General features: G+C 34.6%; 29 protein-coding genes. 23 read left to right on the top strand and 6 right to left on the bottom strand.

The annotated features are described in order from the left end of the window. Positions 1 to 90: 90 nt before the first annotated feature. The gene (gene racA / locus G9F74_RS25205) at positions 91 to 633 is read right to left on the bottom strand and encodes a chromosome-anchoring protein RacA (RefSeq protein WP_016108320.1); all 543 of its coding nucleotides are present in this window, start codon (positions 631 to 633) and stop codon (positions 91 to 93) included. A 359-nt stretch (positions 634 to 992) separates the two neighbouring features. Here racA and G9F74_RS25200 point away from each other — a divergent pair, with 359 nt between their 5' ends. Further along, positions 993 to 2345: a hemolysin family protein gene (locus G9F74_RS25200; protein ID WP_016108321.1), complete on the top strand. Its 1353-nt coding sequence runs from the start codon at positions 993 to 995 to the stop codon at positions 2343 to 2345. A 132-nt stretch (positions 2346 to 2477) separates the two neighbouring features. After that, a complete protein-coding gene (locus G9F74_RS25195; RefSeq protein WP_000716471.1) occupies positions 2478 to 3902 on the top strand; it encodes an aldehyde dehydrogenase family protein in 1425 nt (474 codons plus the stop codon). Between the two features lie 40 nt (positions 3903 to 3942). Here G9F74_RS25195 and G9F74_RS25190 read toward each other — a convergent pair whose 3' ends face one another. Beyond that, positions 3943 to 4335, bottom strand: a complete 393-nt coding sequence (locus tag G9F74_RS25190) for a YueI family protein (protein ID WP_000247575.1) — start codon at positions 4333 to 4335, stop codon at positions 3943 to 3945. Between the two features lie 253 nt (positions 4336 to 4588). Here G9F74_RS25190 and G9F74_RS25185 point away from each other — a divergent pair, with 253 nt between their 5' ends. Next, positions 4589 to 5707 (top strand): BA2291 family sporulation histidine kinase, encoded by a 1119-nt coding sequence (locus G9F74_RS25185; RefSeq protein ID WP_000451750.1) that lies wholly within the window; start codon positions 4589 to 4591, stop codon positions 5705 to 5707. 33 nt (positions 5708 to 5740) lie between these two features. Here G9F74_RS25185 and G9F74_RS25180 read toward each other — a convergent pair whose 3' ends face one another. After that, entirely contained in the window at positions 5741 to 6490 is a 750-nt protein-coding gene (locus G9F74_RS25180) for a DUF4397 domain-containing protein (protein ID WP_000083271.1), read from the bottom strand. A 1003-nt stretch (positions 6491 to 7493) separates the two neighbouring features. Between G9F74_RS25180 and G9F74_RS25175 the strand changes: the two genes are divergently transcribed. The 10 genes from G9F74_RS25175 to G9F74_RS25130 all read left to right on the top strand — a co-directional run bounded on the left by G9F74_RS25175 (position 7494) and on the right by G9F74_RS25130 (position 16977). After that, positions 7494 to 8804, top strand: a complete 1311-nt coding sequence (locus G9F74_RS25175) for an aspartate aminotransferase family protein (RefSeq protein ID WP_001205888.1) — start codon at positions 7494 to 7496, stop codon at positions 8802 to 8804. After that, on the top strand, positions 8801 to 9499 hold the full coding sequence (gene atoD, locus G9F74_RS25170) for an acetate CoA-transferase subunit alpha (RefSeq protein WP_000208115.1): 699 nt from the start codon (positions 8801 to 8803) through the stop codon (positions 9497 to 9499). The genes G9F74_RS25175 and atoD overlap by 4 nt, the downstream gene beginning before the upstream one ends. Continuing rightward, positions 9484 to 10146 carry a CoA transferase subunit B gene (locus tag G9F74_RS25165; RefSeq protein ID WP_016108322.1) on the top strand — a complete coding sequence of 221 codons (663 nt, stop codon included), beginning with the start codon at positions 9484 to 9486 and terminating at the stop codon, positions 10144 to 10146. Before atoD ends, G9F74_RS25165 begins: the two co-directional genes overlap by 16 nt. Before the next feature lie 15 nt (positions 10147 to 10161). Further along, a complete protein-coding gene (locus tag G9F74_RS25160; protein WP_000811521.1) occupies positions 10162 to 11430 on the top strand; it encodes a peptidase in 1269 nt (422 codons plus the stop codon). Beyond that, entirely contained in the window at positions 11427 to 12284 is an 858-nt protein-coding gene (gene ablB, locus G9F74_RS25155; RefSeq protein WP_000878583.1) for a putative beta-lysine N-acetyltransferase, read from the top strand. Before G9F74_RS25160 ends, ablB begins: the two co-directional genes overlap by 4 nt. A gap of 208 nt (positions 12285 to 12492) precedes the next feature. Further along, on the top strand, positions 12493 to 13878 hold the full coding sequence (gene rocR, locus G9F74_RS25150; RefSeq protein ID WP_002038616.1) for an arginine utilization transcriptional regulator RocR: 1386 nt from the start codon (positions 12493 to 12495) through the stop codon (positions 13876 to 13878). 210 nt (positions 13879 to 14088) lie between these two features. Next, on the top strand, positions 14089 to 15510 hold the full coding sequence (kamA, locus tag G9F74_RS25145; protein WP_000902144.1) for a lysine 2,3-aminomutase: 1422 nt from the start codon (positions 14089 to 14091) through the stop codon (positions 15508 to 15510). After that, positions 15507 to 15779: a YokU family protein gene (locus G9F74_RS25140; protein ID WP_000995765.1), complete on the top strand. Its 273-nt coding sequence runs from the start codon at positions 15507 to 15509 to the stop codon at positions 15777 to 15779. Before kamA ends, G9F74_RS25140 begins: the two co-directional genes overlap by 4 nt. 72 nt (positions 15780 to 15851) lie before the next feature. Continuing rightward, positions 15852 to 16067 (top strand): YozE family protein, encoded by a 216-nt coding sequence (locus G9F74_RS25135; RefSeq protein ID WP_000750718.1) that lies wholly within the window; start codon positions 15852 to 15854, stop codon positions 16065 to 16067. Between the two features lie 247 nt (positions 16068 to 16314). Then, on the top strand, positions 16315 to 16977 hold the full coding sequence (locus G9F74_RS25130; RefSeq protein WP_000101503.1) for a hypothetical protein: 663 nt from the start codon (positions 16315 to 16317) through the stop codon (positions 16975 to 16977). A 4-nt stretch (positions 16978 to 16981) separates the two neighbouring features. Here the strand turns inward: G9F74_RS25130 and G9F74_RS25125 are convergent, their stop codons facing one another. Continuing rightward, positions 16982 to 17137: a DUF3930 family protein gene (locus tag G9F74_RS25125; RefSeq protein WP_000456536.1), complete on the bottom strand. Its 156-nt coding sequence runs from the start codon at positions 17135 to 17137 to the stop codon at positions 16982 to 16984. A 150-nt stretch (positions 17138 to 17287) separates the two neighbouring features. Between G9F74_RS25125 and G9F74_RS25120 the strand changes: the two genes are divergently transcribed. The 5 genes from G9F74_RS25120 to G9F74_RS25100 all read left to right on the top strand — a co-directional run bounded on the left by G9F74_RS25120 (position 17288) and on the right by G9F74_RS25100 (position 20031). Next, positions 17288 to 17467, top strand: a complete 180-nt coding sequence (locus G9F74_RS25120; protein ID WP_000658452.1) for a YozD family protein — start codon at positions 17288 to 17290, stop codon at positions 17465 to 17467. Positions 17468 to 17577: 110 nt separating this feature from the next. Continuing rightward, on the top strand, positions 17578 to 17760 hold the full coding sequence (locus G9F74_RS25115; protein WP_000473369.1) for a hypothetical protein: 183 nt from the start codon (positions 17578 to 17580) through the stop codon (positions 17758 to 17760). Then, the gene (locus G9F74_RS25110) at positions 17760 to 18581 is read left to right on the top strand and encodes a serine/threonine protein kinase (protein WP_016108323.1); all 822 of its coding nucleotides are present in this window, start codon (positions 17760 to 17762) and stop codon (positions 18579 to 18581) included. The genes G9F74_RS25115 and G9F74_RS25110 overlap by 1 nt, the downstream gene beginning before the upstream one ends. Further along, the gene (locus G9F74_RS25105) at positions 18563 to 19318 is read left to right on the top strand and encodes a sporulation protein (RefSeq protein ID WP_016108324.1); all 756 of its coding nucleotides are present in this window, start codon (positions 18563 to 18565) and stop codon (positions 19316 to 19318) included. Before G9F74_RS25110 ends, G9F74_RS25105 begins: the two co-directional genes overlap by 19 nt. Positions 19319 to 19395: 77 nt before the next feature. Next, positions 19396 to 20031, top strand: coding sequence for a phosphatase PAP2 family protein (locus G9F74_RS25100; protein ID WP_002093763.1), 636 nt, complete (start codon positions 19396 to 19398; stop codon positions 20029 to 20031). On the opposite strand, the gene G9F74_RS25095 is transcribed toward G9F74_RS25100, so the two are convergent. Both G9F74_RS25095 and G9F74_RS25090 read right to left on the bottom strand, forming a co-directional pair. Further along, positions 20021 to 20902, bottom strand: coding sequence for a cation diffusion facilitator family transporter (locus G9F74_RS25095; RefSeq protein WP_016108325.1), 882 nt, complete (start codon positions 20900 to 20902; stop codon positions 20021 to 20023). The genes G9F74_RS25100 and G9F74_RS25095 overlap by 11 nt on opposite strands. A gap of 629 nt (positions 20903 to 21531) precedes the next feature. Next, positions 21532 to 21846, bottom strand: a complete 315-nt coding sequence (locus G9F74_RS25090) for a thioredoxin family protein (protein WP_001206937.1) — start codon at positions 21844 to 21846, stop codon at positions 21532 to 21534. Between the two features lie 636 nt (positions 21847 to 22482). Here G9F74_RS25090 and G9F74_RS25085 point away from each other — a divergent pair. The 5 genes from G9F74_RS25085 to G9F74_RS25065 all read left to right on the top strand — a co-directional run bounded on the left by G9F74_RS25085 (position 22483) and on the right by G9F74_RS25065 (position 25762). Then, complete coding sequence (locus tag G9F74_RS25085; RefSeq protein ID WP_000135303.1) at positions 22483 to 23223, top strand: N-acetylmuramoyl-L-alanine amidase; 741 nt, start codon at positions 22483 to 22485, stop codon at positions 23221 to 23223. A gap of 200 nt (positions 23224 to 23423) precedes the next feature. Continuing rightward, a complete protein-coding gene (locus G9F74_RS25080) occupies positions 23424 to 23702 on the top strand; it encodes a hypothetical protein (RefSeq protein ID WP_002093762.1) in 279 nt (92 codons plus the stop codon). Between the two features lie 414 nt (positions 23703 to 24116). Then, the gene (locus G9F74_RS25075; protein WP_000500114.1) at positions 24117 to 24365 is read left to right on the top strand and encodes a DUF3947 family protein; all 249 of its coding nucleotides are present in this window, start codon (positions 24117 to 24119) and stop codon (positions 24363 to 24365) included. Between the two features lie 131 nt (positions 24366 to 24496). Further along, positions 24497 to 25033 (top strand): C1q-like domain-containing protein, encoded by a 537-nt coding sequence (locus G9F74_RS25070; protein WP_016108327.1) that lies wholly within the window; start codon positions 24497 to 24499, stop codon positions 25031 to 25033. 117 nt (positions 25034 to 25150) lie between these two features. Next, the gene (locus tag G9F74_RS25065) at positions 25151 to 25762 is read left to right on the top strand and encodes a hypothetical protein (RefSeq protein ID WP_080119695.1); all 612 of its coding nucleotides are present in this window, start codon (positions 25151 to 25153) and stop codon (positions 25760 to 25762) included. The last annotated feature ends 122 nt before the right edge of the window (positions 25763 to 25884 follow it).

The following is a 25884-nucleotide window of genomic DNA, read 5'->3' as shown; positions in this document are numbered from 1 at the left end:
TGAATATATATAATATAGAGAATGATATATTAATATGGCAGTATCCTTCATGAAAAAATGACCCTTATTGTTTTAATAAGGGTCTAAAAATCATAATCCAAATATACTAAAAATCATTTTGCGGCGCTTCGGTTTCTTTTCTCTTTCATATGTTGGTTTTGAATCAGGAGTAATATATATGGGCTCTTCTTTTTTGAGGGAAGCTTCTAGCTTTTGGATTCGTTCTAACATTTCCTCCATTTCACGACGGTGTTGCAAAAGTTGGTACGTAACGACATCATTTGCCTTATCTTGCATTTGCTCCTCCATTCGATCTAGCCTTCGTGTAATTGTGTGTAATTGAATAGCTAATTGTTCAAAGTCATTTGATGATGTGTTTTGAAAAATTGTGTTTACTTGAGTTTTTAATTCTTCAACATCATTTGATGATGTTTTTTGAGTAGGTTGAGAGTTTTGCGAATGCTCAATTTGAGAACGATGGTATTCTAACATTTGATCTACATCATCTTGTTTGAAAATAAAGTGACCATATTTATTTTTTTCTATCGTAAGATTTAATTGTTGTGCAATCCGGACAACAGCCTTGGGGCTAACACCTAACTTTTTTGCGATAAATGGTGTTTTATATTCCAAAATAATCCCTCCTATATATATCCTGTTGAATGATTTCGATCTATGAAGTAAGTTCCCTTCCGGTATGACAAAAGAAGTGTGGAATCGGCAAAGAAAGTGTTTTTTCACGAAATTAAGTTGTGAAGAATATATCGTTTATATAAAAATGATTCATCTTAAGATTTAGAATAATTTGATTTGACGAGGGGAAATGAATTAGATTATCATAATGATAAATATCTTTTTTATGTATGCATATAATATATAAAAAGGTGGTTGCTAATGTAGAATTTTGTTAGAGTATTAGAATGCTTACTTCACTTGAATAAAATTAAGTAGGAGGTGGCTTCCTTGCTTACAATGTAAGTAAGGAAAAGTATTTGGACATATATAGTATAAGTATAGTGATTGTTTTAATTGCCTTAACGGCATTTTTCGTTGCAGCAGAATTTGCAATTGTTAAAGTGAGGAGTTCACGAATTGACAATTTAATTGCAGAGGGAAATAATCGTGCAACTTCTGTCAAAACAGTCATTACAAACTTAGACGAATATTTATCGGCTTGCCAGTTAGGAATAACAGTTACAGCTCTTGGAATTGGGTGGTTTGGTAAACCTGCGCTAAAGCAAATATTTGACACGCTTTTTGCAAAGTGGAACATATCTACTCAGCTCGCAGATATTTTTGCTGTAATTTTAGTATTTTTGTTAATTACTTTTTTACATGTTGTAATAGGGGAATTGGCCCCAAAAACAGTTGCAATTCAAAAATCTGAACAAGTGAGTTTGCTTGTTTCTAAGCCGTTAATTTTCTTTTATCGTATTGCATTCCCATTCATTTGGCTATTAAATGGTTCAGCTCGAATCATTACGAAGCTGCTAGGGCTGAAACCGCCGAAAGGGCATGATGAGGTTCATTCGGAAGAAGAATTACGGTTATTAGTTTCAGAAAGTTACAAAAATGGTGAAATTAATCAATCTGAATATAAATATGTAAATAAAATTTTTGAATTTGATGATCGGATTGCAAAAGAAATAATGGTACCTCGAACTGAAATGAATATTATAAGTAAAGAAATGCCCGCTGAAGAAGCTTTGCAAAAAATGTCTCGTGAAAAATATACAAGGTATCCAGTTGTTGATGGCGACAAAGACCACGTAATAGGTTTTGTAAATTTTAAAGATATTTTTACTGAGTTTGTACAGCATAAAGCTGTTAATAAAAAGACAGTAGAGCAATATGTTAGACCAATTATTTTAGTTATTGATTCTATTCCAATTCATGATTTGTTTTTAAAAATGCAAAAAGAAAGAACACATATTGCTATATTGATAGATGAATATGGTGGTACATCTGGACTTGTTACTGTTGAAGATATTTTAGAGGAAATTGTAGGAGATATTCAGGATGAGTTTGATACGGATGAACAGCCAGAAATTCAACAAGTTAGTGAAACAAAGACGATACTAGAGGGAAAAGTACTCGTTAGTGAAGTGAATACGTTATTTGGTCTAGCGATTGATGATGGTGTTGATACAATTGGTGGTTGGATATTAACGAAGAATATAGAGATTGCTGAAGAGGATTCCATTGAAATTGAAAATTATAAGTTTTGTGTGAAAGAATTAGACGGGCGCTATATTAAAAGGTTAGAAGTTACAAAAACAGTAGAATCGATTGTCGTTTTAGAAGATGAAAAACAAATTTCTTTACAAGAGCAAATTAGCTCGTAAACTCTGCTATATAGCAGAGTTTTTTTGAGCATAATGTTTTTGGAGGAATACGGGCTATGATACAATTACATAAGTCAGACCTTTCACTAGGTGAAGTATTATTTTATACATATATTTGGAAGGGGAAGAAAGATGAAAAAGCATTTATATATAAATGGAGATTGGAAGTCAGTAAACACGTATAAACCATTATATGCACCATACTCTGAAGAAACGTTAGCGGAAATTGCACAAGGAACGGAAGAAGATGTTCAAGAGGCTGTTACTTCTGCAAAAAATGCAATGAAAAAAATGAATACATTAACAGCATACGATCGGGCAACTATTTTAGAGAAGGTTGCGCAAATAATGGATGAAAGAAGAGAAGAGTTTGCAGAAATTATTGCAAAAGAGGCTGCAAAACCAATACGTGCTGCAAGGGGAGAAGTAGATCGTACTGTTCTAACATATAAATTTGCAGCAGAAGAAGCGAAGCGTATATATGGTGAAACATTGCCACTTGACGCAGCACCTGGTGCAGATGGGCGGATTGCCTATACGATTCGCAAACCAATTGGGGTTATAGGAGCTATTACGCCATTTAACTTTCCGTTAAATTTAGTAGCGCATAAAGTGGGCCCTGCAATTGCTGCCGGAAACACAGTTGTGTTAAAACCAGCTGATCAAACGCCATTATCTTCTTACGCATTAGTTGAATTATTTGAAGAAGCAGGGTTGCCAAAGGGAGCTTTGAATATCATTTCTGGTCCTGGTGCAACTGTTGGCGAGGCAATTGTTAAAAATGATGATGTTGCGTCCATTACTTTTACCGGAAGTCCGAAAGTCGGAATCGGAATAAAGGAAAAGGCTGGATTAAAACGAGTTACGTTGGAATTAGGATCCAATGCTGCCGTTATTATTGATGAAGATGTAGAGTTAACTGATGAGATAATGGAACGCGTGAAATGGGGCGCATTTGTTAATAATGGACAAGTTTGTATTTCGGTACAACGTGTGTTTGTACACGAAAAGAGAATGGATGAATTTCTTTCGAAGCTAAAGAAAGCGATGGAAACTGTTGTTGTTGGTGATCCAATGAATGAGGAAACGGATGTATCAGCTTTAATTTCGAAAAAAGATGTAAAGCGAATTGAAATGTGGGTGCAAGAAGCAATTAAGGAAGGAGCAACTGTTTTATACGGTGGTAAGAAGCGTGATGAAAGAATTTTCGAACCAACTGTATTAACAAATGTTCCAGAGCATGTATCTGTACAGTGCCAAGAAGTATTTGGTCCAGTTATGACAGTAAATACATTTAAAGAATTTGATGAGGCGATAGAGAAAGTAAATCATTCACGTTACGGTTTACAAGCAGGCGTATTTACAAATAACTTATTTAAAGCGATGCGTGCAATTGATGAGTTAGAGGTTGGTGGGGTTATGATTAATGATATTCCAACGTTTAGAGTAGATCATATGCCTTACGGTGGTGTGAAAGAAAGTGGCACGGGTCGTGAAGGAATTAAATATGCAATTGAAGAAATGACAGAAATGAAATTAGTGTGTATTAAAAAATAAAGCAAAAGGTACACTTGTTTAATTAAGTGTACCTTTTATTTTACTTCATTTCTTGTTTGAAAATAGCATCTTCTACATAAATTTGTTCTTTATCTACAGCTGTGCTATGAGATAATACTAAACCGATTGGTGTTGCTGTATCTTTATTTTGAACAATTGTAAAAGGAATATTTTTTTCGTTTGCTAATTTAATGTATTTTGATAAATGTGGGTAAGCAATGCCACCGTTTAGGAGGATTTGTAATGATTGAGAAGAGCGTATGCTACTTGCTACTTCAGTATATACATTACTTTGCATTACTTGACCGATAGTTAAAGCGATTTCTACGCGCTCACGTAATGTAGTTAAATACATATTACGTTCTTCTGGTTTGTTTTGCTTTTGGCCATAAATGCCTTCTTGGAGATAGTCTTCCACATTTTTATTTACCATATTTTTCACACCTTTCACTTCCTATTGTACGCAAGAATTAAAAATGATGCAAAAAAAGTCGTTTTGAATACGGAAATAATTAAAAAAATGAGAAGGAAAAAGAGAGATTTGAATATAAATAATTAAATAAGAAAGAAAAAAATAATTTTATCAACAGAAATTAACAAAATGTGACAATAATCTATTAACGAAACATATTTTTTGTGTTAATATTCAAAATATAAAGGGTATTCGTCGTATGGAAATGGAGTGAATGGAGGTTTTTCCAATCGATAAGGATATTAAAGAAGTATTTTGTTCACACTTGAAAAACAATAGGCACCAATTCGTAGAGAACTGGAAAAACAAAATGATAATTTCCGAAAAAGATCCATTTAAACTAGAAGTAGTTCAAAATGGAGAGGATTTATTAGAGTTAATAATCGAACTTACTATGGAAGATAAAGATATAAATTATCTTCAACCATTATGCGAGAAAATCGCAATTGAACGAGCAGGAGCAGATGCGAATATTGGAGACTTTGTTTATAATGCAAATGTGGGAAGAAATGAACTTTTTGAAGCGATGTGTGAATTAGATGTTAGCGCTCGTGAATTGAAACCAATTATGGCCAAAATACATACTTGTTTTGACAAATTAATTTATTATACCGTTTTAAAATACTCGGAAATTATATCGAGGAATTTAGAGGAAAAACAGCAATATATTAATGAAACACATAAAGAAAGGCTGACGATTTTAGGCCAAATGTCAGCTAGTTTTGTACATGAATTTCGTAATCCGCTTACTTCAATTATGGGATTTGTCAAATTATTAAAGGCAGACCATCCGAGTTTATCGTATTTAGATATCATTTCGCATGAATTAGATCAATTAAATTTTCGAATCTCGCAATTTTTACTCGTTTCGAAAAAAGAAATGTGGAATGAATCGGAACGTTTTTGGCTTAATGACTTGTTCCAAGATATTATACAGTTCTTATATCCGAGTTTGGTTAATGCAAATGTTTCGATTGAAAAGAATTTGCCGTATCCAATACCACTTGTTGGTTATCGGAGTGAAGTGAGGCAAGTATTTTTAAATATTTTAATGAACTCAATTGACGCTATGGAAGCAATGAAAGAAGAGCGGAAAATTATCATTGATGTTTTTGAAGAAGAGCAAGCTATTCGAATTGTGATAAAAAATAATGGACCGATGATTCCAGCTGAAAATGTAGAAACGATTTTTGAACCATTTGTAACTACTAAAAAATTAGGAACTGGTATTGGGTTATTTGTATGTAAACAAATTGTAGAAAAACATAACGGGTCCATTATGTGTCGTTCAGATAGCGATTGGACAGAATTTCAAATTGCATTTCAAAAGTAAACAGTCTACACCAAATAAATGGTGTAGACTGTTTTAATTTGTAAGTATAACGGCTTCTAATTTAGGGTCTTTAGTTGAATAACCTACTATTGAAATGGTATAAATTATATTCGGTTCAACATCGAATTTAGGTAAAGTTAACAGGATTTTTTTATTATCTGCGAGTGAAACTTCAATATCTGCTGTACCAGGGCTAACTTGTAAAAAATCTGTTATTTGTTTAAAGAGCACATTTTCAAATAAATGATCTCCACCTTTTAAATCTACGTTAACAACAGGGGTATCTGGAGAAAAATGCATAAATCGAATTTTGGCTTGCCCAGATGGTATATGTGTATTATCAAGTATAGGTTGTAATTGTAGGTGATTATCACTATTTATTGCGGCAAGTGTATACGTATGATTTCCCATTATCGGTACTAAAGCTGAAAAAATTGGAGTTTCGTTCCCGACAGGGACGATATCAATGCGATATTTACCTTGCACTAATGATAAATAGGGGCTAAATTGCTTAAATGAAATGTTTTTGATTACCTTTTGTCCATTTACTAAAATGTCAACCGCAGGCGTGTTTGGAGCAGAATGAAAAATTCTTATATGTGACGGTAAAGCAGCTTCTTGTGAATCTCTTTTTTCATATGCCTGTACAAGTTTTGTAAGTGCATCGTAATACTTCATATATAGTTCTACATATTTTTTGGGATTGCTATATTGATAGTAACGGGCGAGCTGATCGTAACGTACAGCTTCTTGTCCATATTTTTCGATTTCAGATTGAGACATGCACATTCCTCCTTTGTCATCATTAAAACTATATGCGAAGTGAGAAAGAGGTTATGCGAAAAACTTGTATTTCTGAATGGGAAAAGTAAAAGATTAAAAACATATTTTGGGAGAAGTATGTCTGAGTATTATTGGCTAGTAAAGTGGTGCTAAAAGAGATGTATATGGAGTTAGTTAAGTTGAATAGAAGCTTATATTTACTAGGAGTAATAAAAATATAAAAAGACTAAATTATAAGGGCATTTCAATCAACGTATCGAATACATGTATAAAAAATTTTTAGTAAAGGGATTTTTTAATTTATAGGCAAACACACATACAAAGGGATAATTGTCCTACATAATTTATAAAGGAAAGGTAGTTTAACTTCGGTGGAAGGAGTGGCACCTTGGGATGGGGATATCCCGATTATGATTGTGAATGAAGTTATGAAGGAATTTGTGTGAAAAATCGTTATATGACTGTTGAATTCGTAAAACGTATGGTTTTTTGATTTATTTTAGCGAGTCCCAGTAATATTGATAAAAGAGCGTCGTGCCGAACTGATTAATGTGGTTAATCGGTTCTTTTTTTATGTATAAACTGAAAATATTAAATGTGGAAAATTAGTTTCTATAAAAAGATTGTTATCATTGCGGCGAGATAATTGTCGAAATTTTTTTGGAAATATGCAATTTAAAGTAGGATAATAGGAAGGAGTTTAAAGGGAGTTCCGTCGAAGTTTACACAATGTCGGCATTTGAGGGAAGCTGGCATTATGTTAGGAAAACATTTAGTAATACGTTACTTTTATATAAGGGAGGGTTATTTGAGCGTATAGATAAGGATTGGTCTTCGTTTTAAGTTCTGAATTTTCTGTTTTCGAAACATTTATTAGCACTCATTTGTATATTTTATAATAGTATTTTGATAAATTCACTGCTTGTGCAGAGGATTCTTTTTTATGAAAGAAACGTCAATTTTCTTCATATACATATACAAATTGAAGAAATGGGGGAGCGCTATGCGCGATTACTTAATTAAACCACTTGTTGGTCAGCCGTATCCAATGATTTCACATGGAAAAGGTGTATATTTGTATGACCAGAACGGAAATAAATATTTTGATGGTTCGTCAGGAGCAATTACGGCAGGTATTGGACATGGCGTAAAGGAGATTGCAGATGTTATTAAAAAGCAAGCAGAGGAGATTGCTTTCGTATATAGATCACAGTTTACGAGTGAACCAGCTGAAAAACTAGCAAAGAAGTTAAGTGATTTAAGTGTAGGAGATTTGAACTGGAGCTTTTTCGTAAATAGTGGTACGGAAGCAAATGAAACAGCTATGAAAATTGCAATTCAGCATTTTCAGGAGCGCGGTATTCAAGGGAAACATAAAATTTTATCACGCTGGATGAGCTATCACGGTATTACGATGGGAGCCTTGTCAATGTCTGGGCATCCGCTGCGCAGACAACGTTTCGTATCTATTTTGGAAGATTATCCAACTATTCCAGCCCCATATTGTTTCAGGTGCCCTGTACAAAAGGTATATCCAACTTGTCAGCTTGCTTGTGCAACTGAACTAGAAAGATCAATTGAAAGAATTGGTGCGGAGCATATTGCAGCTTTTATTGCTGAACCGATTATCGGAGCAGCTGGCGGTGCGGTTGTACCGCCGAAAGAATATTATAAAGTGATTAAAGATATTTGTAGTCATTACGATATTTTATTCATTGCGGATGAAGTAATGACTGGGCTTGGTCGTACTGGTGCATGGTTTGCGATGGAGCATTGGGGTGTAGAACCGGATATTATGACGCTTGGTAAGGGATTAGGAGCGGGATATACACCAATGGCTGCGACGATTGTTAGTGACCGAGTTATGGAGCCAATTTTACGTGGGTCACGTTCTGTTATGAGTGGTCATACGCTAAGTGCAAATCCATTATCTGCAGCAACGGCTCTAGCTGTTATTGAATACATGGAGAAACATAATCTACCTGAAAAAACAGCGGAAAAGGGAGAATATTTAATTAAGGGACTACAGAAAGTTCAGCAACAATCGACAATTATTGCGGATGTGCGTGGAAAAGGGTTGCTGATCGGAATAGAATTGCAACCGTTTACAAAAGCTTCGGAGCTTATTTCGGTTGCAGCTAAAAATGGTCTCCTTTTATACCAAGCTGTTTCAGGGCAAGCAGGAAAAGAAGATAGCGCACTGCTTGTGGCACCGCCAATGACAACTACATATTCCGAGTTAGATGAATTACTTTCAATTTTTGCAAAAAGTGTAGAAGAGATGATGCAAAAAGGAGGGCATAGTATCGTATGACAACAATTACAAATACATTCAATAAATTAAAAGGGATAGAGGAAGTAATTTCTTTGTTCCATGATGATATGACATTAATGTTTGGGGGATTTGGGGGAATTGGATCCCCTCCAACTTTAATACAGGCTATTTTAGAAAAGGGAGTTACAAATTTAAATTTAATAGGAAATGACACTGGCTTTCCTGATGTAGGAATCGGTCGTCTTGTTACAAATGAACGGGTTAAGTCTTTAGTTACTTCCCATATTGGTTCAAATCCAAATGCAGGAAGACAGTTAAATGAAGGACGATTACAAATTGAGTTTTCCCCGCAAGGAACATTAGCAGAGCGTATTCGCGCTGGAGGCGTAGGGCTTGGTGGTGTTTTAGTTGATGTTGGTGTTGATACGATTGTTGAAGATGGAAAACGAACAGTCGAAATGAATGGCAAGACATACTTAGTTGAAACTGCATTAACTGCTGAAGTTGCGATTGTTTATGCGAAAAAAGCTGATCCGTTTGGTAATCTTGTATTCGACAAAAGTGCGCGGAATATGAATCCTCATGTTGCTATGGCTGGGGACATAACGATTGTAGAAGCAGAAGAAATTGTTCCACTTGGAAGTTTAGATCCTGAGGAAATTGTCGTTCCAGGTGTTTTCGTAAATTATATCGTACCGTCGGAAGGAGTGAATTGGAAATGGGTATGGGCGTAGAAGTGAGAGATAAGATTGCTAGGCGTGCGGCGAAAGAAATACAAAATGGCATGATTGTAAATTTAGGTATTGGCATTCCATCGCTTATACCGAATCATTTGCCTGACGATATAAATGTAATGTTTCATGCAGAAAATGGAATCGTCGGTATGGGGCCAACGCCAAGTAAAGGGAATGAAGACGAGAATTTATGTAATGCAGCAGGTTTACCGACTTCTCTTATTACAGGAGCGAGTTATTTTGATAGCTGCACTGCGTTTGGGATGATTCGAAAAGGTTTACTAGATATAACGATTCTTGGGTCATTACAAGTGAGTGAGAATGGAGATTTAGCAAACTGGATTGTACCAGGGAAACGTGTGCCCGGTATTGGGGGAGCGATGGATTTAGCACAAAAAGCGAAGCGTGTCGTTGTTGTGATGAATCATGTTGATAAATACGGAAATGCAAAAATTGTTTCAGAGTGTACATTGCCATTAACGTCAAAGAAATGTGTAGATTTAATTATTACAGATATGGCGGTTATGGAAGTGACTTCGAGTGGACTCATTTTACAAGAATTAATGAGCCCGTATACAGTAGAAGATATAAAGCGACATACGGAAGCTGAGTTTCAAATTGGCTCTAACTTAATAGTTATTGAATGAGGGGAGATATAATATATGAAGCAATTAAAAAAGCAAGTTTGTGATTATATTGAGAGTCATGAAGAGGAAAGTGTGAAATTTTTAACACGGTTAATTCAAGAAAAAAGCGTATCTGGTGATGAAAGTGGTGCGCAGGCAATTGTGATTGAAAAATTACGTGAGCTAGGTTTAGATCTTGATATTTGGGAACCATCTTTTTCTAAAATGAAAGATCATCCTTATTTTGTATCACCACGTACAAGTTTTTCAGACAGCCCGAACATTGTGGCAACTTTAAAAGGAAGCGGCGATGGAAAATCTATGATATTAAATGGGCATATTGATGTAGTACCAGAAGGCGATGTGAATCAATGGGACCATCACCCATATAGTGGTGAGAAAATAGGGAATCGTATATATGGCCGCGGAACGACGGATATGAAAGGCGGCAATGTCGCACTTATGCTTGCGATGGAAGCGATTATTGAATCTGGTGTTGAATTAAAAGGAGATATTTATTTTCAAAGTGTCATAGAAGAAGAAAGTGGCGGGGCAGGGACATTAGCGACTATATTACGAGGATATAAGGCAGATGGTGTCATTATTCCAGAACCGACTAATATGAAGTTTTTCCCGAAGCAACAAGGGTCAATGTGGTTCCGTCTACATGTAAAAGGGAAAGCTGCACACGGTGGTACACGTTATGAAGGAGTAAGTGCAATTGAAAAAAGCATGTTTGTTATAGATCATTTGAGAAAATTAGAAGAGAAGAGAAATGGTCGAATTACTGATCCGTTATTTAAAGGAATTCCGATTCCAATTCCAATTAATATTGGGAAAATTGAAGGTGGTAGCTGGCCAAGTTCTGTTCCTGATTCGTTAATTTTAGAAGGAAGATATGGTATTGCGCCGAATGAGACTATAGAGGCAGCAAAAGAAGAGTTTGAGAGTTGGATCGCTGAATTACATGATGTGGACAATTGGTTTGTTGAAAATCCAGTAGAAGTAGAATGGTTTGGAGCGAGATGGGTTCCTGGTGAACTAGAAGAAAACCATGAGTTAATTACAACACTTCAGCATAACTTTGTTGAAATTGAAGGGAAGGAACCAATGATTGAAGCATCTCCGTGGGGGACTGATGGAGGTTTATTTACACAAATCTCAGGTGTACCAACGATAGTATTTGGTCCGGGAGAGACGAAAGTAGCACACTATCCAAACGAATATATAGAAATTGATAAAATGATAGCTGCCGCAAAAATTATTGCATGTACATTACTAGATTGGTGTGAGGTGAAAAAATGAAATACTATGAATCTTTTAGAGAGCAGACAAATTGCCATACAGTAGAAGGAGTTTTAGATTATTTTAATAAACGTATTCGAATAGATCACTATACAGGAAATGTTGAAAGTATTATACAGACAATTGACGGACTAGCAGAGAAACATTCTTTCACTAAATGTATTATTAAAGGAAAGGGAGAGCATGTTTCAACATGGCTCTCTTTCGGTTTCTTATTGGAAGCGACGATACCTCATTATTTTCAAGGACACGATGCATACTTCTTTGTGAAATATAATAATGATGAAAGACGAAATAGTATTCATTGGTCTGAGGAAGATACTATTTTAAGTGGTGTAAAAGCAAAAGAAGTAAAAGAAAAAGTAGTCCCGGAGAAATTTCTGTTAAGAAAAGCGACTGAAGAAGATGCAGAAGAATTAGCAACTGTCTTTGGAAAAGTATTTGAAGTGTATCCGACACCTTTAAATGAAGCGAGTTATGTATTACAGACGATGAAAGAAGACGATACAATTTACTACGTATATGAATTTGAGGGGAAAATCATTAGTACAGCGTCTGCAGAAATGAACGTAAAGGAAGGCAATGCAGAATTAACGAATTGTGCTACTTTACCTGAATATCGTAAACATGGGTTTATGAAAAGTTTGCTCATTAAGTTAGAAGAAGAGCTTCAAGAAAAATCTATTTTCTGTTCCTATACAATTGCTCGATCGCTATCTTTCGGTATGAATGCTGCCTTTCATCAGTTAGGCTATACATATACAGGAAGACTGGCGAACAATTGCTACATTTTCGATAAGTTGGAAGATATGAATATATGGGTAAAAGATTTATCTAGCTATTCGAAAGCATGAAGGCTCCCGCCTCAAAATTCGGCTGTAAAGTAAAAAAGTTAGGTGGGAATCGGGCTGCTCGTAAAAGCCCGACTAATTAAAGTTTTACTTTATCTAATCAAAAATAAATTTCATCAAAATATTAGAACGGAATCGTCATGCTTATAATCGCACATAGGTATGCCGGAAATTCGGCATAGTATTTGCTGAATTTTCGGCAAAAGGGGGGATGACATTGCTAGCAGTTTCGACACAAGAAGTCATTGAAGCGATTTTGGGCAGTATTGATGAGGCTATACACGCAGTAGATGAAAATGGTATTACAATTTTTTATAATACAGTTGCTGCGAAACACGATGGATCCAAAATTGAAAAAGTGTTAGGAAAGCATTTGTTAGAGGCGTTCCCATCTTTAACTAGGGAAACGAGTACATTGATGAAAGTTTTAGATACAAAAAAACCAATTGTACATCAAGTGCAACATTATCAAAATTTAAATGGAGAAGATGTTTGTACCGTAAATACGACGTTACCTATTTTTATAGATGGGAATATTGCTGGTGCTGTTGAAATTGCGAAAGACTACTCTACAATTCAAAAGCTAACTGATACCATTGTCGATTTACAGTCGAAAATAAAGCGATCGTCTAGAAAAAAAGTGATTAAAAAGCATGCTGCATTTGAGACGATAGTGACAAATGATTCTCGCTTTAAACAGACGAAAGAGTTAGCGCAAAAAGTAGCGCCAACAGATGCAAACGTTTTAATATATGGTGAAACGGGAACAGGAAAAGAACTGTTCGTGCAAGCAATTCATGAAGCTTCTAAAAGAAAAAACAAGCCATTTATTGCACAAAACTGTGCAGCTTTACCAGAATCACTATTAGAAAGCTTACTGTTTGGAACGACAAAAGGTAGCTATACAGGGGCGATTGAACGGGCAGGCTTATTTGAACTTGTAGATGGAGGAACATTATTTTTAGATGAACTGAATTCAATGCCGCTCGATTTACAAGCGAAAATGCTACGTGTATTAGAGGATGGAGTCATTAGACGAATCGGTGATAATAAGACGAGGAAAGTAGATGTTCGCGTGATTACCGCGATGAATCAGCCGCCAGAAGTATGTTTACGAGAAAATAAAATTCGCACTGATTTATATTATAGATTAAATGTGTTTTCATTATATATCCCGCCACTACGTGAAAGAACTGAGGATGTATTACTATTAGCTTCTTATTTCTTGAAAGAATATAATAAAAGCTATAAAAAAGGTGTACTTCAAATTGATAAGGAAGCGAAAGAAAGACTACAAGCTTATCAATGGCCTGGAAATGTTCGTGAATTAAAACATACAATTGAACATGCTGTCATTATTGCGGAAGGAAATGCATTAACCGCAAATTGTTTACCTCGTATATTTAAGAAAGAGAAACTTCCAAAGAAGAAAAGTATATTACCGCTTCGGGAAGCTCTTCATCAAACAGAAAAGGAATTAATAGACCAAGCGTTGATTGAAACGGAAGGAAATATTTTGCAAGCAGCAAAAATGTTAGGTATTCCGCGTCAAACGCTTCAATATAAACTGAGCAAGTACGACAAAACCGCCGAATAATCGGCGGTTTTTGTGTGTTTGCACCAATAAAAGAACGTTTACATATATAAAAGGTAATGAATATGATAGTTAATATTCTGTTATTACTGCACTTGAAAATATTTTTTCTCCTATATAATAGGGTATTTCGCACATTTACTTATCAAGAATATGAAGTTGGCATAACAATTGCTTATATAAAGGATGAGCGTATAAAAAGGGGGAATAGCAATGTTACATGATGTATACAAACCAAATCGTCACTGGAAGGATATCGAATTATGGAAAGATGTTACTGAAGAGCAATGGAATGATTGGGTTTGGCAATTAACGAATACAATCAAAACGTTAGATGACTTAAGGAAAGTGATTAACTTAACACCTGAAGAAGAAGAGGGCGTTAAAATTTCAACGAAAACGATCCCGTTAAATATTACACCGTATTATGCTTGGCTAATGAATCCTGATGACCCACGCTGTCCGATTCGGATGCAATCTGTACCGATCTCGGAAGAGTTATATAAAACGAAATATGATTTAGAAGATCCACTTCATGAAGATGAAGATTCACCAGTTCCAGGGCTAACACATCGTTATCCTGACCGCGTATTATTCTTAGTAACGAATCAATGTTCTATGTATTGTCGTTACTGTACACGCCGTCGTTTTAGTGGACAAATTGGAATGGGTGTACCGAAGAAACAATTAGACGATGCGATTGCTTATATTAGTGAAACACCACAAGTACGTGACGTTTTAATCTCTGGTGGTGACGGTCTTCTAATTAATGATAAAATTTTAGAATACGTATTAAAAAATTTACGAGAGATTCCGCATGTTGAAATTATTCGTATCGGAACGAGAGCACCAGTAGTATTCCCGCAACGTATTACAGAAAACTTATGTAACATTATTAAAAAGTACCATCCAGTATGGTTAAATACACATTTCAACACTTCTATTGAAATTACAGAGGAATCGAAAAAAGCATGTGAAATGCTAGCGAACGCGGGTGTTCCAATTGGAAACCAAGCGGTAATTTTAGCAGGTATTAACGATAGCGTTCCAATTATGAAAAAGCTAATGCATGACTTAGTAAAAATCCGTGTACGTCCATATTACATTTACCAATGTGACTTATCTGAAGGTATTGGACATTTCCGTGCACCAGTTTCTAAAGGTCTTGAAATTATTGAAGGCTTACGTGGACATACTTCTGGCTATGCAGTACCGACATTCGTTGTGGATGCACCGGGCGGAGGCGGAAAAATTGCGCTTCAGCCAAACTATTTAATTTCACAAAGTGCGGATAAAGTTGTACTTCGTAACTTTGAAGGGGTTATTACGACGTATCCAGAACCAGAGAGCTACATTCCAGGAAGAGCTGAAGGTTACTTTAAAGAAATTTATCCGAACTATGAAGAAAAACGTTCAGATGTTGGTATTGCAGGTCTTATGAGCGATAAGAAATTTAACCTTGTTCCAGATGATTTACAGCGTATGAACCGTCGTAAAGACTATGAAGATAATGATACGCATGCATCTTTAAAAGATAAACGTGATAAGCGAGACCAATTAAAAGATAAAAAATATCAATCGCAAATGGCTAAATTAGAAGAAAACGACAAAAAAACTGAGGGTGATGCAGTATGAATTGTATGTGGTGTGACAGTACAGAAGCGAAAGAAAGCTTGAATACTGTGTATTGGGAACTACCAGATGGTACGAAAGCCATTGAAATCCAAAAGACACCATGTATTTCTTGTTCCTCATGTGGAATGGACTATCAAGCAGACCATACTGTAAAAGAAATTGAAGATCAGTTGTTTTTAATTTATACGAAAGATTTGCCAAAACAACTAACATATGAAGAGTTAATGGGAAGACCAAGACTATTAAAAAGAAATTATTTCGACTTTTAACCAGCTTTTATGCTGGTTTTTTTCTTTTTTGCCTTGTATAATGTACCCAAGTTAGAAAGGCAGGGAATATTTTTGAAAAAGACATTTTACCATTATATGATGAAGCATCGCGCAGCTTTATTTAGAAATGAAATTTCAGATTTAGCAGAGGCAATGTATGATGATTTAAGTTTTCCGAAGCAATCTGAAGACTATGATGAAATTAGTTCATACTTAGAGTTAAGTGGAATGCTAGAAAGTATGTCTATATTTGATGAAGCGTGGGATTTATACATACAAGAAGGATAAAAACGATTTGAAAACATACAGAATACATTACTTTTTGAAAGTGAAGTATTCTGTATGTTTTTTTATATGAAATGTCTTGATTTAAAGCTAGTCTATTTACTAGCTTTTTTGCGTTTCACATAAATTTTATGTAGTGATATTTTTTTATCGAAAAAATTTATGAATATAAGCTTCTGTGATAAGCGTTTTTAAGTAGGTTGCATATACTGTTATCAAAATCACGACGTCAAAAAAAGGAGAGATAGAGATGGCAAGAAAAAAACAACCTAAATACAACGTAGGGGACATAGTCGTGATTACGCTATATGGAACCGTTGGTAAAATCACAAATATGAAAGTTTTAGATGGGGTTTATGTATACGAAGTCAATAATCACGATGGATTTTATGTAGAACAAACATTGCAGCACGTTACAGAGCAAGAAATGAAAAAGGGCGATACGGAGTGGATTGAATTAAATTATAATTTCACCTTTGGTGATCTCGTGCAAGTGACTGGATATGATAAAGATGTTTTCCGTATTGTTGGTTTTCGTACAGAGGTATGGAGATACAAAAATGACGCATGGGAAGATACGATATATGAGTTATCACGAATTACGGATGGTGAATGGTTAGAAGCGGATGAATCAGATTTAACTTTACTTGCCAATGCTCAAACGGCAAATGCAATTTTGAAGAAAATGAAACAAGATAAAGCCGGCATGAATAAATTGGATTTAGGAAAATTAAAGTCAATTAACAACTCGAAAAAAGTGAGTGTTAAGACAAATCGTCAAGAAATCATAGACGGGTTACTTGATATTTATAACGATTATCAATTGTTATTTGATACATTTAAAGATGAAGAATATAAAATTGTTATGGATGTTGTTCATAATTATTTAGTTAAATTGACAGAGAAAAAATAGTTAACTAGACAGAGAGAATAAATTGAACAACAACATATGCAGTATAAGGTATGCCTACAATTATTAAAAAAATAAAAAGCCATTTAATAAGAGAGTCTGCCCATTGATCTTCATGCATGAACTCTTCTTTTGTTTGTTCTACTTCGTATTGGTATTCCATTATTATTTCCCCCTTTTGGATAGCTTGTACTACCATCGTATGCACCTCGTCCAAATGATATGACCTATAAAAAAAGAAAAACTATTTTTCTAATCTCATATACATAATTTTGAGATTTTTTCATAAAACAGAAATAAAGGAGTGATGCTCATGAAGGAAATTGAAGTCGTAATTGATACGGAAGAGATTGCGGAGTTTTTTTATGAGCAACTAATTGAAAGGGGATACGTCCCAAAGCGAGAGGAAATTGAAGATCTCGCAGATATTACATTCGAGTATTTATTAGAGAAATGCATGATTGACGAAGTTTTTGATGAAGAGGAAGATTGAAAGTAACGGCGGGCTAAACTCGTCGTTTTTTACTCTTTACAAACTTGTCACAAATGTGCTTATAAATTATTGGTATAATTAAGAGAAAATTTTACTAAAGAGGTGAAGGGATGTTCAAAAAAATTATTGATTCTTTATTAGGAAAGAAAAAAAATCGTTCGTATTCGAGTAGTGATTATCGTCATAGAGGGCGCTCTTATTCAAGTAGTGACTATAAGCGACGTTCTTCTGGTTATGGACACCAACATTATAAAAGAAAACGTAAAAGCCGTAGCTTCTTTTCAAGTAGCTGATGAAATGGCATCGTGTACTAGCTTTATTTGATAGACCACTGCGAAAAAATACAATTGTAGCAGAACGTTATAAAATTCAATCAGTAATTGGAATGGGCAGTTATGGGGTTACATATGTCGTTAATGATTTACAAATAAATAGATATAAAGTCTTAAAACAGTTAAGACAAAGTAAACAAAGATATGAGTCTGGTAGAAAATCATTTGAGCAAGAGAAAATGATTTTACAAACATTGAATCATCAAGCAATTCCTAGTCTCTATGATCAGTTCTTATGGGAGAAAAAAAGCTTTTTTGTGATGGAATATATGCCTGGTGAAAATTTTGAAGATTATATTTTCTCAGATGGGCGTGTATATAAAGAACGTGAAGTTTTTGAAATTTTATATGAAATATTAGGAATTGTTTCAGTTTTTCATAGTAAAGGTATTATTCACCGAGATTTACGTATTCCGAACATATTAATGAAAGAAAATCAAATTAGTATTATTGATTTTGGATTAGCTAAATATAAAGGTGAGGGTGATGAACGAGCTACAACGTATGAAGGTGAACAAGCTTTGATGCGAGAAGTTCACTTTCGTAGCGATTTTTATGCGCTTGGCCATTTCTCGTTATTTTTATTATATGCAGGATATGAATCTATTGAAAAACATGAAAAGCCATGGTATGAAGAGTTAACTTTGAAAAATGATAATCGTGAAATATTGATGCGAATGTTACAAATAAAAACACCGTACTATGAGAATGTACAAGATTTAAAAAAAGATATAGCTTTTGCTTTAGAAAGGATGGAGACTCCATGTTTCAAAAGTTTTTAGCGAGTGTTGGCATTGGTAGTGCAAAAGTAGATACTGTTCTTGAAAAAGAGGAGTATGTAGTTGGAGAAACGATAGTAGGGAAGGTTCGTATAACTGGGGGATCAGTTAGCCAACAAATTGAAAGCATTTACTTAACGTTATCTACATCATATGTAAGAGAAGTGGATGATAAAAAAGTAACAGCAACGTTTGACTTAGAGCGAGTTCGTTTAACAGATCCATTTTCTGTAGAGCCAAATGAAAAGAAAGAAATTCCATTTTCATTTAAGATGCCAATTGAAGCACCACTAACACTTGGAATGAAAACGGTTTGGGTTCATACAGGCCTTGATATTAAAAATAGTATTGATCCAAGTGACCGTGATTACATTCAAGTGTTGCCAAATGCACTATTGAACAGTGTATTAGAGAGTGTAAATCAATTAGGTTTTAAAGCGCGTCATATAGAATGCGAAGAATTACCATATCGATTACGTAAGCAAGTACCATTCGCACAAGAGTTTGAGTTTATTCCTGTTTCAGGACAGTATTATGGGAAATTAGATGAATTAGAATTATTAATCTTACCAAGTTCCCACGATCGGTTAGAAATCATTATGGAAGTAGATAGAAAATCACGTGGATTGGCAGGTTTATTTGCAGAAGCACTTGATCTGGATGAGAAGGTTATTCGCTTTATAGTAACGAATGAAGATATCCCAACGATGCAGCAAAAAATTAACAATTATATTTTTTAATAAACTATGCATAAAAAAGAAATGGAGAGGAAAACTAAAACAACCGCTCCATTTTTTTGCATAGTGAGGTTATGTATGTGAAACGATATCGACATTTATACTTGTTAAGCTTTACTCTACTCATTTGTTTTGTCGCACTATCACTTTCGTATCATACCGCTTGTATTGAGAAATTTGACAATATAGTCGCACACTTTATTCAAAGTTTTCGAAACGATTATTTGACAACCTATTTTACTTGGGTGTCCTTTATCGGTTCCAAAAGAATATATTTTCCGTTACTCATTATTCTTGTAATGTATTTTCTCGTTAGAAAAAAGTTGCTTAGTGCATTACTTCTAACAATTAATTACTACGGATCTCGTTATTTAAACAGTATGCTTAAACTATGGTATGAACGGGCAAGACCTGATGTAACGCAGCTTGTTACTGCAACTGGATATAGTTTTCCGAGCGGTCATACGATGAATGCTACTGCTTTTTTAGGATTTATTGCATACGTCACAATTACTGAAGAGCGTATTTCATTGCATAAAAAACTGTTGATTATTCTTATAGCAAGCTTTGTTGTATTATCTATTTCAGTTAGCCGAATATATCTTGGCGTGCATTTTCCATCTGACATATTAGCAGGATGGGCAGCTGGCGGTAGCTGGCTCGTTTTATGTGTTATATTTCATAAAGCGTTTATAAAAAAAGAACCTATGTCATAATAGGTTCTTTTTCCATTGGTTCAACATGAATGTGGGCATGGTAAATTCCGAATTTTTTTCGAAGCATGGCTTCGATGTTGTCAGTAATACAGTGACTTTCTCCAACATCCATACGAGCGTCTACCTCGATTGTAATATCAACGTACGTTTGATTTCCGTACATACGCGCTCGAATATCTACAATGTTTTCCACACCAGAAATATGCTCAATAGCATCAGCATATTCTTCCATTTTATCAGGATCAATGCCATCTGTTAGCATATGAGAAGCTTCTACGAAAATTTCCCATGCAGTTTTACAAATAATAAGGCCGACAATTAAAGCGGCAATAGGATCTAAAATAGGCATTTGGAACTGTGAGCCGACAATGCCTACAACTGTACCAATACTTACGAGTGCATCTGATAAATTATCCTTCGCGGCAGCTTCTAATGATTTACTCTTTGTTCGAATTGCAATCTTTTTCGTATACCTAAATACACAGTACATAACGACAGCAGAAAATAAAGCTACCCATGCAGCAAGTACATTGGGCGCAGCTTGTTTCGGATTTAAAAATGATTGAATGGCACTAATAACAACTTCTAATCCGACCGTTGCCATAATGAAAGAAGCAACAAGCGAAGCTATTTGTTCTGCACGCGAATGCCCATATGGATGATCTGGATCTCGAGGTTTACGAGAAATTTTTAAACCGATTAATATTGCTAAAGAGGCACCAATATCCGTTAAGTTATTCAAACCGTCAGCACGTAATGCACTAGAGAGGGTAATATAACTGATGATAATTTTCATAGAGGATAAAATTATGTAGGCCATAATGCTGACAATAGCACCTTTATCAGCTTCTTTATGAGAAAGAGTATCCATTTTAATCACGCACCTTTCTTTAAAGGAATTTCTTTCTATACATAGAGTATCAAATGAAACTCGTGTGGGTCTATACAAACATTGTTGACACTTTATAGCTTTTTAAGTAGGGGGTAACAAAGTTTCGTTAAGGAAAAATATGTTGAAAAGTACAAAGTGAGGGTATGAATATAATTGGGGATTATTCACAATGAAAGGGATAAGATGGTAGGTGGATGTAGAAACGAATACTTTTCTTACTATGTATTTTTCTAATAATGACTGGATGTAATTCATCAAATGATGAAATTGTGAAGAAGTATTATATTTCTAAATGATCAATATCTACATGTAAAGGATACGATGGATTAAATGAAAAATATGTAATGAACATAGAAAACAAACAAATAATCAATGGGGTTCATAATTTGTGGATTGAAATGAAAAAACAAAAGGAAAGTGGCGAAATACCACAATACGATATATTAATTACATATGATAGTGGTGATACGAACGTATACATCTATACTTAGGGGATGAAGGGGGAAAGGAGTGTAATTATGTACATTGGTCATGAAGAAAGAGCTACGACAATAATTGTGAAAAAAGATGAGAATCCTCTGAAAAATATTTTTCAGAGGATTTTCATCTTAGTATGCTTCTAAAAACTCAGTAACTTGCTCTTCAGTTTTTGCGTTAGCACTATGTAAGTGGCCTAGCTTCTCACCATTTTGGTATACAAGTAAACTTGGAATACCCATTACTTGATACTCTTCAGCGATACTTGGGAACTCATCTTTATTAATAGAATACCATTCAAACTTATTGAACTCTTCCATTACCTCTCCGATAAAGTTGTCCATGCGTACACAATCTGGGCACCATGTAGTAAAGAACTTAACAACTACTGGCTCCTCACTTGCGATGATGTCTTTGAATTCTTTTTCAGACTTGATTTCTCTCATGTTTTTGACTCCTCTCAATGTTACACGGATAAGCTAGTATTTTTATGCGAAATCCGTAATTGCAAACATTAGTATTTTTGAAATAGATTGTTTGCAAAATCTTCGACTGCTTTTTCTTGTAGGTCTGGTACAACTTGTGAGTAGGTGTCTAATGTGTTGCCTACTCTTTCATATCCTAATCATTCGCTTACGATCTTTAGTTAAATACATTATTGCAACATTAATGTTAAGGGATTGCTTTAGATCAAGAAACCGAATATCAGGAACCTCACTTTTCTTTATAAGCTTTTTCTTCATTTTTTGCAAGTAGCTGGGATGGCATGATTAGAAATTTCTTTAGATATTTATGGGGAAGTATCGTTAATAGAGTGACATTAAAACTAAATGGACTAGATAATTAGAAAGTGAGAGTGATTCATAATGAATTTTTCAAAAGAGAATACAAAAAAGATTCCGTAACTGAAAAAATGGGTTGCGGTTTTTTCTTTACTTGAATTTTATTATATTAAATTCGGTATGCGAAAAGATTTTAGATGAATTGGCGCCTTATTTGTCTGCACTTGGTATGGACTTAGGTATATGGACAGACCATGAGGAAATCTCTGAATATACTAATAAAAAAGGAGATGTTGAGTAATGGCGCGTTATAGTTTACATGGAGGACACAATAGTATTGTACAAGGGGCTAACTGGGGAAATCGGAAAGAGCATGTTTTGGATCGTCAAGTTAAAGATGCGGTTGCGGCCAAGTTAAAAGCTTTAGGACACACAGTCTATGATGATACGGACGAAGTAGGAAGCACTCAAGCTCAAAATTTAAATAATATTATTCGTAATAGTAATTCACATGTTGTAGATTTAGCTATTGCTTTTCACCTTAATGCAAGTGATGGGACTGGGCAGGGTGTTGAAGTGCTGTATTATGATCAGAATGAACTAGCATCTAAAATTTCAGCTCAACTAGCAAAAGATATTGGATGGCGTGATCGTGGTGCGAAACAACGTAAAGATTTAGCAGTATTGAATGGGACTAAAGCACCAGCTATTCTTATCGAATTAGGATTCATTGATAATGATTCCGACATGGCAAAATGGGATGTTGATAAAATCGCTAATTCAATCGTTTTTGCTTTAACTGGACAATCTGGTGGAGGTAGCCAACCACCTCAAAAACGTAATATTGTCGAAGTTGGTGGAATAGGTAAAGAAAACTTGGCTGAATTAGTAAGTGCTTTAAACTCAGTTAAGATGACAGGTAACTTAATTCTTAGAAGTGATGGCTATGTTTATCCTGTAACTGATCCAACTAGCGATACTCAATTAAAAGCATTCACTGATTATCTTGACCGTAAAGGCTGGGCATATACTGTTAAGTAAACATACTATGTAAATGCAAATGAAGCCTATGTAAAGCGAAAAAAGAGGCCTACTCGTATGATGAGTAGGCCTCTTTTTTATTTTATAAAATAAATTAATTTGAATAGAGGTTTTCCTCAAACATTTATTAAAGCTAAGAATATCTATAAGAATATGAGTATGGAAACCGGTCTAATTATGGAATAGCGGAGGAGATTGTTGTGGACATAACTCAAAGTGTGGCAAGAATAGTGGTTAATGGGAAAGACCTTCCGTTCACTGCAGTTCAAACTTCTGCGTGGAATAATGGTCCTGTATATGATGTAACTGTTTCAACAAAGCAGAGAGTGAACGAGCTTTATCAATTTATGTGGTCACAGGTACCAGTTACACTTACGATGTATTTTCTTCAAGGAGCAGACTTAATGCGATTTGTAAGGATTACTGGGATTAATGAAAGTGTAACGGGAGAATATATATATCATTTTTCTTGGGGATAAAAGCAATTTAAAGTAGCCTAAAAGCTACTTTTTTATTTTGTTAAGGAATTATCGGAAAATCGTGAATGAAAAGTCCCTCCAAAATATATGAAGTGACTTTTCATTCACAAATACTAATAAATTAAGAATGTATGAAAAAGGTTGTAAGTTCACCTATATAAGGAGGGCTGATAGAGCTAGCCACATATAGTTTTTTATTTGAGGTACATTTATTTTTGGATCATAAAATCACCTTTAATAGTTAAAGTATTATTAGCAGATGAAGCTTGGAAGTGAAATAGGAAATTAGGAGGGAAATAGAAACGTTTAAAATGAAAAACGTGCTAAAGGCTAGTAGACTAGCTCTTAGCACTCACTGAAATAATTATACATAACATACTTTGTAATAACTTATTCGGAAGTGAGTTGAAATTAATGTTTTATTCATATGTGGATTCTCAAGTTGGCATACGACCAGCGTATGGTACGGCTATAACGTATAGCGGGGCACAAAGTACAGTTCAAGCTGTTCAACAAGCATTGCAAATGCAACAACAAATGCAAATGCAGCAAGGTATACAACCGTATTATTCCTCAATGGAGTATTTTTACCCAACGCAACATTTTACACCATATGGAATTGCTTTTACTTCAATTCCATATGGAACAGTATTCAATTTATAAATATAGAGGAATAAAATGAATACAAAAGGGTGCAAGTAAAAAGCACCCTTTTAAAAATAAGAATAGCTAGTCCAAACCTCTCTAATCAATCTTGCATAATATGTAGTAATAAGCTTGAAAGGGGAACGAGTATGTCTTGTTATTACTACTGTAAGTATTGTAAGGATTATAAAAAGAAGCAACATGATTGTCGTAATAACACTAGTAAGTGTCATGCCAACAAGGATAACCTTGTTAGGGCATCAGCATTTAGAGCTAGAAATACTGTAAATCAAAATGTTCCTGCTAATACTTTTGTGAAAGTGTTATTCCAAAATGAACAATTTGATTTAGCAAATGAGTATAATCCAGCAACGTCTATTTTTATGCCGAAGACGAAAGGCGTATATTCTATTATTGGAACGATTGGTTTCTTTCCAAACGATACAAATTTAAATTATAGAGCTCGTGTAGAAATTCGTGTGAATGGAAATGCAGCAATAGCTATAGATAATGACTTTTTTGGTCCAATAGGTTTTGGAAATGTTGTAAGTGTTTCAACAATCATTCAATTGAATGCAGGAGATACAGTTGAAATTTATGTACAAAGTAGTATAGATGGTGTTTTAAGCCCTTTAGAAGATGGTTCGCACTTTGAAGCGGCAAGATTTCCGTCTCCTACTAAATAAATTAGGTAATTTAAAAATGAATAGAAGTTTAAAAATAGATCCTCACCAAACAGGTGGGGATTCATTTTTAAAAAAATAATAGTAACAGCTCATCCAAGCTTTTCTAATCAATTTTGCATAGTATGTAATAATAAATTTAAAGGGGGACTTACTACGTCTTATTATTACTGTAAGTATTGTAAAGAGTACAAAAAGAAAAGTCATGATTGTTATAGGGAAAGTAGTCAATGTGATGGGAAGTATGTAAAAGTAAATTGTTGTGGTAATAAGAAAGAGGAGCTTGTAAGAGCGTCGGCATTTAGAGCTGTGAATACGGTTAATCAACCTATTCTGGCAAATACGTCTGCTAAAGTGTTATTTCAAAATGAACAATTTGATTTAGCGAATGAATATAATCCAGTAACATCCACTTTTAAGCCGAAGACTAGAGGAGTATATAGTGTATTAGGAAATATAACATTTTCTCCAAATGATTTTAATGTGAATTACAGAGCTAGAGTAGAAATTCGTGTAAATGGAAATGCAGCAATAGCTATAGATAATGATTTCTTTGGGACAGGGGTATTTTTTAATAATGATGTTTCAGTCACTTCTATTCTTCAATTAGAAGCAGGGGATGTAGTTGAAATTTTCGCAGAGAGTAGTATTGATGGCGTTATTGTACAAAACGTTAACGGTTTGAATACTGTTCATTTTGAAGCGGCAAGGTTTCCTTCTCCAATTGAATGAAGCTGATAAGTAGATGTTTTATAGCAAGTTTGTTAAGACCCTCACTAAATGAAGTGCACCCCAATTGTTAGACACATAATTAACAATTGGAGGTGCATTTTTTATGGCTAAATTTTCTTCAA

The sequence above is a fragment of the Bacillus sp. EKM202B genome (assembly GCF_011066025.1).
In the GTDB taxonomy this organism is placed as follows: Bacteria; Bacillota; Bacilli; order Bacillales; family Bacillaceae_G; genus Bacillus_A; species Bacillus_A toyonensis.
The sequence above is the reverse complement of the archived record's forward strand: the minus strand, read 5'-3'. Positions and strand labels throughout refer to the sequence as shown.